Genomic DNA, 14,264 nt, shown 5'->3' with positions numbered 1-14,264 from the left:
GGTATGTTATGTGAGGATTGTGGCAAAAATGAAGCAACTATGCATTTTACTAAGATTTTAAATGGAGATGTAACTGAACTACATTTGTGTGAGGAATGTTCTAAAAAATATAAGGAGTTTGAATTTGATACTTCTTTTTCTTTTCATAAATTTTTGACAGGGCTTATAGACAATCTTCAAGGTGGTCCTGTAAAAGTTGATTACAGTGATTTAAGATGTGAAGTATGTGGAATGAGTTATTCTAAATTCAAACAAGTTGGTAAATTTGGCTGTCCTCATTGTTATGAGTCATTTAAGTCAAAATTAATACCAATACTTAGAGAAGTTCATGGTGATGACAATCATGTTGGAAAAATTCCTAAAAGAGCTGGTGGAGTAATAGGATTAAAGAAGGAAATAAATAAGTTGAAAGATGAGTTAAATGAATTAGTAGAGACTGAAAAGTTTGAAGAAGCAGCTGTGGTTAGGGATAGAATTAAAGCTCTTCAAAGTCAAATGGAAGATAAATAGAGGTGGTAAAATGACTAAATGGTATGATGAGTCAGGAATTGATGGAGATGTTGTTATAAGTAGTCGTGTGAGAATTGCAAGAAATTTAGAAAATATAAAATTTCCTCAAGAAATGACTTTAGAAGATAGTGAAATTATAAATAATAAGGTATTAGGGGCAATAGAAAGAACAGATGAACATGTTAATTATGATTATTACAAAATCAAAGAACTTTCTTCATTAGATAGGAATGTATTTGTTGAAGAACATCTGATAAGTCCAAATCTTATAAAGGATTTGGATAGGAGCAGTTTTTTTCTTAGAAAAGATGAGAAAGCAACTATTATGGTAAATGAAGAGGATCATTTGAGAATTCAAACCCTAATGACAGGTTTAAAATTAGATGAGTGTTGGACTTTGTGTAGTGAAATAGATGATTCATTGGAGGAGACTTTGGATTTTGCATTTGATGAAAAATTTGGTTACCTAACTTCATGTCCTACTAATACAGGAACAGGATTAAGAGCTTCTGTAATGATTCATCTGCCTTGTTTAGTTTATACAGGTTATGCAAACAATATATTTCGAGCTGTTAGTCAAATAGGTTTAACTGTTAGAGGTTTATATGGAGAGGGTACTACTGCATTAGGCAATATATTTCAAATATCAAATCAAACTACTCTGGGAGAAACAGAAGAAGAAATCATCCAAAAGCTAAAAAATGTGGTCATACAGATTATAGATAAAGAAAGAGAAATGAGAAATAATCTGCTTGTATCTAAGAAATACGAAGTAGAAGACAAGTTGTATAGATCATTAGGGATATTAAAATATGGAAGGATAATGTCATCAGAAGAGGCTATGAATCTTCTTTCATATGTAAAAATGGGCATAGAAATGGGTATAATTAAAAATATAGATGCCAAAGAAATAACAAATCTTATGATTCTCATTCAACCAGCAAGTTTACAGAAATACTTTGACAGAGAAATGGATTTAAAAGAAAGACAGATAAAAAGAGCTGAATTAATAAGAGGAAAGCTTTAAATTAGGAGGGATAATATGGCTATGTTTGGTAGATTTACAGAAAGAGCTCAAAAGGCCATACTATTAGCACAAGAAGAAGCTCAAATACTAAAACATAATTATGTAGGAACAGAACATATATTGTTAGGATTAATAAGTGAAGGTGAAGGAATAGCTGCTAATGCATTAGAAGCAGAGGGTGTTAATATTGAATTGGCTAGGACTCAAGTGATTAATGCTGTTGGTCAAGGAAGTTATGAAACTGAAATTTTGGGATTTACACCGAGGACGAAAAGAGTGTTCGAATTGAGTTTTCTAGAAGCTAGAAAATTGGGACATAACTACATTGGTACAGAACATATTCTATTAGGCTTACTAGAAGAAGGAGAAGGAGTAGCTATTTTCGTTTTAGAAAGTTTTGGTATAGATATAGATAAATTAAAAATAAGTATTATAGAAATGCTGACTGAAGGATTTTCAAAATCTAATCAAAGTGAAATGGGTGAATCAATGGAAACACCAAACCTTGATAAATATAGTAGGGATTTAAATAAACTTGCTAAGGATGGTAAGATAGATCCAGTAATAGGTAGGGCAAAAGAAATCGAGCGAGTAATTCAAGTATTAAGTAGACGAACTAAAAACAATCCTGTTCTCATTGGAGAACCAGGGGTAGGTAAAACTGCTATAGCTGAAGGATTAGCCCAAAAGATTATTAAAGGAGAAATACCAGAATTAATTAAGGGAAAAAGAGTTGTAACATTAGATTTACCAAGTATGTTAGCAGGAGCTAAGTATAGAGGTGAGTTTGAAGAAAGATTTAAGGCTGTACTTAAAGAATTAAAGGAAGATGAAAATATTATTCTATTTATTGATGAAATCCATACCATAGTAGGGGCTGGTGCAGCTGAAGGAGCAATTGATGCTTCTAATATATTGAAACCAGTTCTTGCAAGGGGGGAACTTCAAGTTGTAGGAGCAACTACAATAGATGAGTATAGAAAGTATATTGAAAAGGACCCAGCGTTGGAAAGAAGACTTCAGCCTATTATGGTAGAAGAACCAACTGTAGAGGATACAATGAAAATACTATTTGGATTAAGGGACAAATATGAGGCACATCATAGAGTTAGGATTAAGGATGAAGCAATAGAAGCTGCAGCAGAGCTATCAAACAGATATATCACAGACAGATTTCTTCCAGATAAGGCCATAGATTTAATAGATGAAGCTGCATCTATGATAAGATTAAAATCTGTAACTGTTCCAGACAATTTAAAAGATATAGAAGAAAAATTGGAGGAATTATCTCAAGAAAAAGAAGAAGCTATAAACACACAAAATTTTGAGAAAGCTGCAAGTATAAGAGATAAGGAACAAAAGTTAAAAAAACAATTACAAGAAAACAAAGAAAATTGGGAACAAGAGAAGAAGACTTTTTCTATGGAAGTGGGTTATGATGAAATTGCAAGTGTTGTTTCAGATTGGACTGGTGTACCAGTAACTAAGATGACTACAGAAGAAAGTGAGAGGCTACTAAATTTAGAAGAATTACTACATGAAAAGGTAATTGGTCAGGATAAGGCAGTTGCAGCTGTTTCTAATGCTGTTAGAAGGGCTAGAGTAGGTCTTAAGGACCCAAAGAAACCTGTGGGAACATTTATATTTGTTGGCCCTACAGGAGTGGGGAAGACTTATTTAGCTAAGGCATTAGCAGAGGCGCTTTTTGGTGATGAAAAGGCAATGATTAGGATAGATATGTCTGAATATATGGAAAAGCATACAGTATCAAGGTTAGTTGGCTCACCTCCTGGATATATTGGATATGAAGAAGGAGGACAACTGACAGAGGCAGTTAGAAGAAACCCTTATTCAGTCATACTATTTGATGAAATAGAAAAAGCTCATCCAGACGTATTTAATATACTTCTTCAAATATTAGATGATGGAAGGCTTACAGATTCAAAGGGAAGAACAGTCGATTTTAAGAATACAGTTATAATAATGACTTCAAATGTAGGGGCTTCAACTTTAAGAAAACAAAATGTACTTGGATTTTCTGCACCTGAGGAAGAAGAAAAAGGCGAATATGAAAAGATTAAAGAGAATATAACTGATGAACTCAAGAGAACTTTTAGACCAGAGTTTTTAAACAGGATAGATGAGATTATAATGTTCCACCCACTTAATGAAGAACATGTATCAGATATTGTAGGCATAATGATCAAAGACTTAGAAAAAAGACTTCATAAAATGGATTTAAATATTAAAGTAAGTGAAAAAACTAAAGAACATATTAGCAAAAGTGGATTTGATTCTGTTTATGGTGCAAGACCATTAGAACGTACAATTACTAAAATGATAGAAGACCAATTAGCAGAAGAAATTTTGAAGGGAAATGTATCTAAAGAGGACAATATATATATTGATTTTGTTGATGACAAATTAGTATTTTCTAAAGAGCCTGTATCTTAAGATATAGGCTCTTTTAATGATGATAAAAATGTAGTAGGATATAATTGATTGTATTTTTTAGTAGGGGGAGATAGGGTGGCTAAGATTAAGACCAAATTCATATGTCAAAACTGTGGTTATGAATCCTTTAAATGGTTAGGTAAATGTCCATCTTGTAATGAGTGGAACAGTTTTGTTGAAGAAGTATATGAAAAAAACAATGTAGTAAAAGTAGATTTAAAAAGTGTTTCAGTGGGAAAGCTAATAGATGTTAAAATTGATAAAGAAGACAGAATAATGACAAAAATAAATGAATTAGATAGAGTTTTAGGTGGAGGTATAGTTAAGGGGTCTTTAATTCTTGTTGGAGGGGATCCTGGGATAGGTAAATCTACATTGCTAATTCAAGTAGCTAGTGAATTATCTAATAGTGGTTTAAAAGTATTATATGTTTCTGGGGAAGAATCACCAAAACAGGTTAAGATGAGAGCAGATAGATTAAATTTAAAATCTGATGAATTGTTTATTTTAGCAGAAACAAATTTGGATATAATAAAGAATACGATAAACGATATTTCTCCAGACATATTGATTGTGGATTCTATTCAAACAGTATATGATTCAGATATTACTTCTGCCCCAGGAAGTGTAAGTCAAGTTAGAGAGGCAACGCATGCATTGATGAAAATAGCTAAGAGTGATAGCATTGCAACATTTATCGTTGGACATGTAACTAAGGAAGGTTCTATTGCAGGGCCTAGGGTATTGGAGCATATGGTAGATACTGTATTGTATTTTGAAGGGGAAATGTATCAAAGTTATAGGATTTTAAGGGCAGTTAAAAATAGATTTGGTTCTACAAATGAAATAGGAATGTTTGAAATGAGAGATATAGGTCTTGTTGAAGTAGAAAATCCATCAGAGGTTTTGATTTCTGGAAGACCACAAAACACATCTGGGACAGTGATAGTACCATGTATTGAAGGAACAAGGCCAATGCTAGTAGAGGTACAATCTTTAGTTAGTCAGACTGCTTTTGGTTTGCCAAGAAGAGCAACTATGGGTATAGATTACAATAGGGCTATTTTAATGATTGCTGTATTGGAAAAAAAGCTGGGATACAGTATGCAGAACTGTGATGTATATATAAATGTGGTAGGAGGACTGCAGACAAAAGAACCGGCGATGGATTTGGGAATTATTACTTCAATAGCTTCTAGCTATAGGGATTTATATATTGATTCTAAGACTATAGTTATGGGTGAGGTTGGGCTTACAGGAGAAATTAGAAGAGTTAGTTTTATTGATAAGAGAATAAATGAAGCTGCCAAACTAGGATTTAAAAGAGCTATAATACCAAAGATTAATTTTAAGGATATGAATAGTATAGATGGTATAGAAGTTATTGGGATAAATAAGGTAGAAGAGGCATTAGAAATTGTTTTGGGAGGTTAGTTCAAATGGTAGAAGTGAACATAAAAAGAGATATATATAAATCTCTTAAGATAGTTGCTCCAGGAACTCCATTGAGAGAAGGGCTTGAAAGTATAGTCAATGCAAAAACAGGAGCGTTAATTGTAATTGGAGATGGTGAAGAAGTTTTAAAAATAGTAGATGGTGGTTTTAATATCAACTGTGATTTCACTCCTTCTCACCTGTATGAGTTGGCAAAGATGGATGGGGCAATAATATTAAGCAATGATTCGAAAAAGATATTATATGCCAATACACAGCTAGTTCCAAACCAAACAATTTCCTCAGATGAAACAGGTATAAGACATAGAACAGCAGAAAGAGTTGCAAAACAAACAAATAATTTAGTAATTGCCATATCTCAAAGAAGGAATATCATAACTTTGTATAAGGGGAATATTAAATATGTTTTAAAAGATTCAAATGAAATATTAAACAAAGCAAATCAAGCCATACAGACATTGGAAAAGTATAAAAATGTGTTAAATCAGGCTATGAATAATTTAACAGCGTTAGAGTTCGAGGATTTAGTTACTGTTTATGATGTAGTAAAAGTTATACAGAGGATAGAAATGGTTATAATGATATCTGATGAAATAGAAAGGTATATGATAGAGTTAGGTAATGAAGGAAGACTTATTAGTATGCAACAAGATGAGATTATGAGTGGTGTACTAGATGATGGATTAAACATTATAAGGGATTATTTAAATAGAGATGATAAATCTTATATAGAGATAAGGGACGAGATTAGAACTTTGTTCCAAGAAGGTTTATTAGACTTATATACTATAGCAAATATCATGGGATATGATAGTGGAGTAGCAACTCTAGATTCAAATATTTATCCTAAAGGATATCGAATATTAAATAAAATTCCTAGAATTCCTTCAAATGTACTAGAGAACATAATAAATACATTTGATAATTTTCAAAAGATATTAAGAGCTTCTACACAAGAATTAGATCTAGTTGAAGGAATTGGTGAAGTAAGAGCAAGAACTATCAAAGAAGGCTTAAGAAGATTTCAAGAGCAGTTATTTTTAGAAAGACATATAATATAAAAGGCTAAATTGATTATAATCAATTTAGCCTTTTTACTTACTACTTAAGACTATAAACTCCTAATGTCTTCATGTTTTTGTATTCGTTATTAAGAACTTCTGAAAAATCTATACCTAGAGTTTGACAAAGTGCAGCTAAGTAAAATACATGAGATCCGATTTCTTCTTGAATCTTTTCTTTACAAATTTCACATAGTTCTCCTTCAATATGGTCTTTTAATGAAGATCTTAATTCTTCAAGGGTTTCTTTATCATATTCTTGTTTAGAGGCATCAATAGAAATACATCCACAAGAGGTAACGGATTTAACTACTGCTCTATTGATTCGAGCATTATATTCATCAAGTTTAGTGATTATATCTAGGATACTCTTATGTCTAATGAGTACCTTTGACACCATGTTTTGGAAATCATCGCAAAATATATCGTTATCTATATTTTCAATATCTTTATCCATGCTTTCCCACCCCAGTCAATTATTTTGTTTCATACTTTTATTATACTGATGGAGACAAGCTGTTGTCAAATAATTATTTTTCATTATTAATTGGCTTTTTAAGAAATAAGTTGAATTTAAATTTCGGTTGACAATGTAATGAATATTATGGTACAATAATAAATTTGACAATCATTGCCTTTTATTGTATAATAATTATACAAGTATGATTAAATTGGGAGGTTGTGTCACTATGTTTAGTATTGGAGATAAAATCGTCTATCCAATGCACGGTGCTGGTATCATTATTGCCATTGAGGAAAAAGAAATATTAGGTGAAAAAGCGAAGTATTATATTATGAAAATGCCTATTGGTGATATGAGAGTTATGGTTCCTGTTAAAAATGTTGAGGAAATTGGCATCAGAGAAATAGCTGGAGATGACGAAATAGAACAGGTTTTTGATGTGTTAAAGGGTAGACAAACAAAAATGCCACAAAATTGGAATAGACGTTATAGATTAAATATGGATAAAATAAAAAGTGGGAATATTTATGAAATTGCGTCTGTTGTAAGAAATCTTATGATTAGAGACAATGAAAAAGGACTATCAACTGGCGAAAGAAAGATGTTGAATAACGCTAAACAAATGCTTGTTAGCGAAATTGTTCTTTCAAAAGGTATTGATCAAGAAGAGACAGAAAAGTTAATTGATGACGCCATAAATTGCCCTGCAGTTTAATTTTTAAATTATTTAATAAAAATATGTTATATATTTTTCAATTATGGTAATATATAAAGATAAAGGAGGAGGTGAATTTATGGCAGATAAGATAGCAAAATTCATTATAACATTAATTGGTATTTTAATTGGATATGGTGTCATGGCTGGGCTAAAATTTCTCGGCATAATAAATTTAACAAACAAAGGAATATTAGGGCTCTTAATTTTTATAACTATTATTATTGCTTCTGGAATTATATTTTTCGTTCTATCTCCAAAGTTCATTAAGGGAGGAAAAAAATTCATACATTTTATAGAAGTGGAAATACAAGATATACCAGCTTCTGATATTATGATGGGTTCAGTTGGACTAATAGTTGGATTGATTATAGCTTATTTATCAAGTCAGCCATTTTACAATTTAAAGATACCATATTTGGGAACGATTATATCTATTATTTTGTATTTGATATTTGGTTATCTAGGTATTAAGATTCCTACAAGAAAGAGAGAAGACTTTACTAATGCATTAAATGTATTCAAGAAAAATTCTACTAGAGATAAACTTAAGTCAAGTTGCAAAGCGTGTCCTAAGATATTAGATACCAGTGTTATAATTGATGGAAGAATAGCTGATATATGTAAAACAGGATTTATTGAAGGTCCCCTTATAATACCAGAATTTGTTCTTGAAGAACTTCAACACATTGCCGACTCTTCAGATTCACTAAAGAGAAATAGAGGAAGAAGAGGTTTGGATATTTTAAATAAGATTCAAAAGGAATTAGATATTGAAGTAATCATTGTAGATGACAAAATAGAAGAAGTTCCAGAAGTAGATTCAAAGTTATTAAAATTAGCTCAAAAGATAAAAGGGAATGTTATAACAAATGATTACAATTTAAATAAGGTAGCAGAAGTTCAAGGAATAGATGTATTAAATATCAATGAACTTGCCAATGCAATTAAGCCAGTAGTTCTTCCTGGAGAAGAAATGGTGGTTCAAGTTATAAGAGATGGCAAGGAAATAGGTCAAGGATTGGCATATTTAGATGATGGAACAATGATAGTTGTAGAAGGTGGCAAGAAACATATAGGTGAAACCATCGGAGTTATGGTGACTAGTGTTCTCCAAACTTCTGCTGGAAGAATGATATTTGCAAAACCAAAATCAGCCGTTGATAGAGCAGTTTAGGGTCTAATTAGACCCTAATATTTTTTTGCCCTTTGGAGAATATATTTGTGGAAAGATGTTTCCTGTTATTTCACATTATGCTATAATGACTTTGAGGTGAAAAAAATGTATGAAAACGACTTTGTTTCAGTCATAGTTGCAGCAGCGGGAATGAGCAATAGAATGAGAAGCAGTATAAACAAACAATTTATTTCAATAAATAATAAAGCAGTTCTCGCACATACTTTGGAAAAATTTGAAAAATGTAAATATATAGATGAAATAATTGTAGTTGCAAAAGAAGATGAAATTGATTATTGTAAAAGAGAAATAGTGAAAAGATACAATTTTAAAAAAGTCACTAAAGTCGTAAGAGGTGGGAAAGAAAGACAAGATTCTGTATACAACGGCTTATTGGCACTAGATGAGAGATGCAATATAGTTCTTACACATGATGGTGCAAGACCTTTTGTAAAAGTGAAAAATATAGAAGATGGCATTATAGGAGTGACAAAATATGATGCCTGTATTATTGGTGTTCCTGTTAAGGATACTATCAAAATAGTAGATACATTAGACAATGTGGAAAACACCCCTGATAGAAGCTATATATGGGCTGCTCAGACACCTCAATGCTTTTGGAAAGACACACTTCTAAAAGCCTATAAAAAGGCTATAGAAGATGGATTTGTAGGTACAGATGATGGTATGCTAGTAGAAAGATTAGGGATTAATGTTAAGATGATAGAAGGTAGTTATGAAAACATTAAGATAACAACACCGGAGGATTTAATAGTTGCAGAATCCTTTGTGAAAGATAAAGAATTGTTTCTTAGGAATAAAGGACTTTTATTTCAAGGAAGATAGGGTGATTAATATGAGAATAGGTATAGGTTATGATGTTCACAAATTGGTAGAAGGAAGAAAACTCATAGTGGGTGGAGTAGAAATTCCTTATGAAAAAGGATTATTAGGTCATTCTGATGCGGATGTTCTTATTCATGCTATTAATGACAGTATACTTGGCGCCATGGCTTTGGGGGATATTGGAAAACATTTCCCTGATACAGATATGGAGTACAAAGATATTTCTAGTATGATTCTCATGGATAGAGTATATAAAATAATGGTTGATAATGGATATGAAATTGGCAATATAGATAGTATAATAGTTGCACAAAGACCCAAATTTGCTCCATATATAGATGCTATGAGAGAAAATATAGCAAATGCACTTCATACTTCAATTGAAAATGTAAGTGTAAAAGCTACTACTACAGAGGAACTTGGCTTTGAAGGAAGAAAAGAAGGTATATCTTCAAAATGTGTTTGCATATTAAATAAATTAAAGTAATTTTATAGGTTGTATTTTTATTACAACCTTTTTTCAAACAAATAGAAGTAAAAATAATGAAAAGGGGGCAAAAAATGATAGAAGTAATCAAACTTTCAAAGAAATTTAAAGAGATAGTAGCTGTAAATAGCATATCTTTTAAAGTTGATAAAGGGAAAGTATTTGGTCTTTTAGGAGAAAATGGTGCTGGAAAAACCACTACACTGAGGATTTTAGCTACTATGCTAAAACCAACTTCTGGTACTGCTGTTATAAATGGATATGATTTAGCAAGTGAACCAGAAAAGATTAGAGGAGAAATAGGAATACTTTTTGGTGGAGAAGCTGGATTATATGATAGACTTACAGCAAGAGAAAATATTGCTTATTTTGGGCTATTGAATGGTATGGACAAGGTAGAAATAAATGAACGAGTAGATGAGTTGTCTAGAATTCTTGAAATGGAAGATTTCATTGATAGAAGAGCTGGAAAGTTTTCTAAGGGAATGAAACAGAAGGTAGCAATAGCAAGGAGTATTGTTCACAATCCATCTATCATGCTATTTGATGAGCCTACTTCAGGACTTGATGTTTCAGCAACCCGTATAGTTCACAACTTTATAAAAGAGCTTAAAAATCAAGGCAAAACCATTATATTCTCAAGTCATTCAATGGATGAAGTTGGGAAATTATGTGATGAAGTAGGGATAATTCATAAAGGAAATATTGTAGAGCAATCTACATTAGAGGGTTTAAGAAAAAAATATGGTGAAGATGATTTAGAAGAAATTTTCATGGGATTGGTAGGTGGAAAATATGAGTAAATATACTAATATAGTTTTTATAAAAGAACTAAAGGATACCTTTAGAGATAAAAAAACTATTATTTCGAGCTTACTTATTCCTATTTTGATTTTTCCATTGATTGCATTTGCAATTGGTTTTGGCAGTTCAGATATGGTAAAGGAAAGTAAAGAACCTGTTAAGATTAGTGTGATTAGTGAAGGGGATAGTTCATTTTTAGATTTTCTTAAAGATAATAAGGATGTAGAAATAATTGAAAAGGATGATCCTAAAAAGGCGTTGGAAAAATTAGATATAAAAGCAATAGTAAAAATAAAGGAAGGTTTTGATGATAAGCTAGAACGTGGAGACAATCCAGAAATAGAAATAATCTATGATGAAAGCAGTCAAAAATCAGAGATGGCTAGATCTAGGATGACGGAAATAATTTCTATATATACTCAATCTGTAGTTGAAAAAAGGCTCAATGATGTAGGTGTAGATATAAGTATATTAGAGCCTATTGATATAAAAGCAGTATCTGTATCTAAAGAAGGCGGAATAGGTACGATGATGATGTCTATGATGCTCCCTTTGATGCTTACATTATGGTCAGCAGTTGGAGGAATAGCTGCTGCTACTGATTTGGGGGCAGGAGAAAAAGAAAGGCAAACGCTAGAACCTCTGTTGACTACCAAGGCTAGTAGAAGCTCTATTCTCATGGGAAAATATTTTGCTGTAGTGGTAGCTGGAGTTCTTGGCACATTAGCTTCTCTAATAGGCTTTTTAATAGCTACAAAGATCAATCCAGATTTTATGGGGGAAGGAATCAGTATGTCTATAGTAGGAGTAGGTATAATATCTTTGGTTTGTCTTCTTTTAGCTTTTGCTTTTGCAAGTATTGAGCTTGCTATTAGTTTCTACGCTAGAAGTTTTAAAGAAGCTCAAACATATTTAAGTCCTATAACTATTATTATAATGGTTCCTGTATATTTGACTATGTTTGTAGATGGCAAGGCAGTTCCAGAGTATTATTTTCACATTCCTATACTAAACACCATAGGAATTATAAAAGAAATAGTTGTTTCTGTATATAATTATAAGCATATAATTATTACTGTTGGATGGAGTATTATCTATATATTGTTCTTTTTATTTATAACTGTAAAGATGTTTGAGAAGGAAGAAGTAGTTTTTAGAAATTAAAAAATATTTGACACAATAGATTTTATTTAGTATTATAAAAATAATATTTAGCTTTGAAGGGAAATAGTAAATATTAATGGCAACAGAGAGGAAGTTATAAGGTGGAAAACTTCTAGCCCCCTTGGTATTGAACCCGTCCCTGAGCTTTTAGGCTGAAAAAGTAGGTCTAAACGTTTGCTACGTTATAGCTTTTAAGGTGGATTTATATTTATAAATCTATTAGAGTGGTACCGCGAATTAACCTTCGTCTCTATTTTGAGATGAAGGTTTTTTTAATGAGTTAAATGAGTCAGGGGACGGTCCTTTGACTCATTAAAGAATATAACTCAAAAATATGAGGAGGAAAAAACTATGAGGATGTCAAAAATGTATTTACCAACATTAAGGGAAGTTCCATCAGAGGCAGAGATACCTAGCCATCAATTATTACTTCGTGCAGGAATGATGAGGAAGCTAGTTTCAGGAGTTTATTCTTATTTACCTCTTGGATATAGAGTTATAAGAAAGATTGAACAAATAGTAAGAGAAGAAATGGACAGAGCTGGCTCTCAAGAACTTTTAATGAGTGCGATTCAACCTAAGGAACTATGGGAAGCAAGTGGAAGATGGGATAATTTTGGCCCAGAAATGTTTAAATTAAAAGATAGAAATAGTAGAGAGTTTTGTCTTGGACCAACTCATGAAGAATATTTTACAAATCTTATCAAAGATGAGGTTAGATCATACAAACAATTACCATTAAACTTATATCAAATACAGACTAAGTATAGAGATGAGAAAAGGCCTAGATTTGGTTTAATAAGAAGTAGAGAATTTATAATGAAAGACGCTTATACTTATGATATGGATGAAGAAGGATTGAAAAAAGCTTATGAAAATATGTGGAAAGCATATGATAAGGTGTTTACAAGACTTAAACTTAATTACAAAGTAGTTCAAGGTGATACAGGAGCTATGGGTGGAAAGGTATCCCATGAGTTCATGGCTATGTCAGAAGTTGGAGAAGGTGAGATAGCTTATTGTAATAGTTGTGACTATGCTGCTACAGATGAAAAAGCTACGGTTATATATAAGGTAAAAGAAAAAAATGAAGAAGAGCTAGAAAAAGAAAAGGTTTATACTCCAAATTTAAAAACTATTGAAGAATTAGTTGATTTTCTAAAAATAGAAGAATGCGATACTGCAAAAGCTCTTATATATAAGGCGAAAGGAGAGCCTATATTTGCACTGATTCCAGGGGATAGGGAATTAAATGAAACAAAACTATGCAATATACTAGGAATTGCAGAACATGAATTAGAAATGGCAGATGATGAGACTATTAAAGATATTACTGGAGCAGAATCAGGATTTTCAGGCCCTATAGGACTTAAAGAAGGAGTAAGGCTTTTAGTAGATTCAAGGGTTACTAAGATGAAAAACTTTGTTGTTGGAGGAAATGAAACAGATTATCATATAGTTAATGCAAACTATGGTAGAGATTTTACTGGAGAAGTTGTAGACGATTTATTGCTAATTCAAGAAGGAGATATTTGTCCTAAATGTGGAGCTACTCTTAAAATGGACAGAGGAATAGAAGTAGGAAATATATTCCAATTAGGCACAAAATATAGTGATAGCTTGAAGGCAACTTATTTAGATGAAAATGGTAAAGAAAAGCCTTTTGTTATGGGTTCATATGGTATTGGAGTATCTAGAAGTATGGCTGCTGTAGTAGAACAATATCATGACGATAAGGGGATAATTTGGCCACTAGTAGTTACGCCATATCATGTAATAATAACAGTAATAAACACTAAAAAAGAAGAGCAAATGGAACTTGGAGAAAAAATATATGATAAGCTTCAAAGCTTAGGATTAGAAGTATTGATTGATGATAGAAACGAAAGAGCTGGGGTTAAATTCAACGATAGAGATTTAATTGGAATACCTATAAGAATAACTGTAGGTAAAAGAGCATCAGAAAATATAGTAGAATATTCACTACGAAGAGACGATGAGAAGATGGAAATAGATGTAGAAGAAATAGTTGGTAAAATAAAAGAAGAATTTGAAAAAGAAGGACTAAGTATATAGTTAAAAGAAGGGTATGGATATCCAT

13 protein-coding genes and 1 other annotated feature are annotated in these 14,264 nt (G+C 31.8%); of the genes, 12 read left to right on the top strand and 1 reads right to left on the bottom strand.

All coding sequences use genetic code 11. The features are described 5' to 3' along the window. The first annotated feature begins 3 nt into the window (after positions 1-3). The 5 genes from BQ9840_RS05785 to disA all read left to right on the top strand — a co-directional run bounded on the left by BQ9840_RS05785 (position 4) and on the right by disA (position 6,507). Positions 4-510: a UvrB/UvrC motif-containing protein gene (locus tag BQ9840_RS05785; protein WP_077368883.1), complete on the top strand. Its 507-nt coding sequence runs from the start codon at positions 4-6 to the stop codon at positions 508-510. A gap of 10 nt (positions 511-520) precedes the next feature. Then, complete coding sequence (locus BQ9840_RS05780; protein WP_077368882.1) at positions 521-1,537, top strand: protein arginine kinase; 1,017 nt, start codon at positions 521-523, stop codon at positions 1,535-1,537. 15 nt (positions 1,538-1,552) lie between these two features. Continuing rightward, entirely contained in the window at positions 1,553-3,991 is a 2,439-nt protein-coding gene (locus BQ9840_RS05775; RefSeq protein ID WP_077368881.1) for an ATP-dependent Clp protease ATP-binding subunit, read from the top strand. A gap of 75 nt (positions 3,992-4,066) precedes the next feature. Next, a complete protein-coding gene (radA, locus tag BQ9840_RS05770) occupies positions 4,067-5,425 on the top strand; it encodes a DNA repair protein RadA (protein WP_077368880.1) in 1,359 nt (452 codons plus the stop codon). A 5-nt stretch (positions 5,426-5,430) separates the two neighbouring features. Continuing rightward, positions 5,431-6,507, top strand: coding sequence for a DNA integrity scanning diadenylate cyclase DisA (gene disA / locus BQ9840_RS05765; protein WP_077368879.1), 1,077 nt, complete (start codon positions 5,431-5,433; stop codon positions 6,505-6,507). Between the two features lie 40 nt (positions 6,508-6,547). Here the strand turns inward: disA and BQ9840_RS05760 are convergent, their stop codons facing one another. Beyond that, positions 6,548-6,964, bottom strand: coding sequence for a DUF1573 domain-containing protein (locus BQ9840_RS05760; RefSeq protein ID WP_077368878.1), 417 nt, complete (start codon positions 6,962-6,964; stop codon positions 6,548-6,550). A 232-nt stretch (positions 6,965-7,196) separates the two neighbouring features. Between BQ9840_RS05760 and BQ9840_RS05755 the strand changes: the two genes are divergently transcribed. From BQ9840_RS05755 to BQ9840_RS05725, 7 genes are all read left to right on the top strand, one after another. Beyond that, entirely contained in the window at positions 7,197-7,685 is a 489-nt protein-coding gene (locus BQ9840_RS05755; RefSeq protein ID WP_077368877.1) for a CarD family transcriptional regulator, read from the top strand. A 79-nt stretch (positions 7,686-7,764) separates the two neighbouring features. Further along, on the top strand, positions 7,765-8,862 hold the full coding sequence (locus BQ9840_RS05750) for a PIN/TRAM domain-containing protein (protein WP_077368876.1): 1,098 nt from the start codon (positions 7,765-7,767) through the stop codon (positions 8,860-8,862). A gap of 105 nt (positions 8,863-8,967) precedes the next feature. Further along, positions 8,968-9,708, top strand: a complete 741-nt coding sequence (ispD, locus tag BQ9840_RS05745) for a 2-C-methyl-D-erythritol 4-phosphate cytidylyltransferase (protein WP_077368875.1) — start codon at positions 8,968-8,970, stop codon at positions 9,706-9,708. A 10-nt stretch (positions 9,709-9,718) separates the two neighbouring features. Further along, positions 9,719-10,195, top strand: coding sequence for a 2-C-methyl-D-erythritol 2,4-cyclodiphosphate synthase (gene ispF / locus BQ9840_RS05740; RefSeq protein ID WP_077368874.1), 477 nt, complete (start codon positions 9,719-9,721; stop codon positions 10,193-10,195). A 74-nt stretch (positions 10,196-10,269) separates the two neighbouring features. Continuing rightward, entirely contained in the window at positions 10,270-10,998 is a 729-nt protein-coding gene (locus BQ9840_RS05735; protein ID WP_077368873.1) for an ABC transporter ATP-binding protein, read from the top strand. Beyond that, complete coding sequence (locus tag BQ9840_RS05730) at positions 10,991-12,163, top strand: ABC transporter permease (RefSeq protein ID WP_077368872.1); 1,173 nt, start codon at positions 10,991-10,993, stop codon at positions 12,161-12,163. The genes BQ9840_RS05735 and BQ9840_RS05730 overlap by 8 nt, the downstream gene beginning before the upstream one ends. A gap of 44 nt (positions 12,164-12,207) precedes the next feature. Then, positions 12,208-12,418 (top strand) — a binding site (T-box leader). A 96-nt stretch (positions 12,419-12,514) separates the two neighbouring features. Further along, positions 12,515-14,239 carry a proline--tRNA ligase gene (locus tag BQ9840_RS05725; protein WP_077368871.1) on the top strand — a complete coding sequence of 575 codons (1,725 nt, stop codon included), beginning with the start codon at positions 12,515-12,517 and terminating at the stop codon, positions 14,237-14,239. Positions 14,240-14,264: the final 25 nt, after the last annotated feature.

Source organism: Anaerosalibacter sp. Marseille-P3206 (genome assembly GCF_900155565.1).
Taxonomy (GTDB): domain Bacteria; phylum Bacillota; class Clostridia; order Tissierellales; family Sporanaerobacteraceae; genus FUHM01.
Note: the sequence above shows the minus strand (reverse complement) of the source record. Positions and strands in the feature narration are given on the sequence as shown.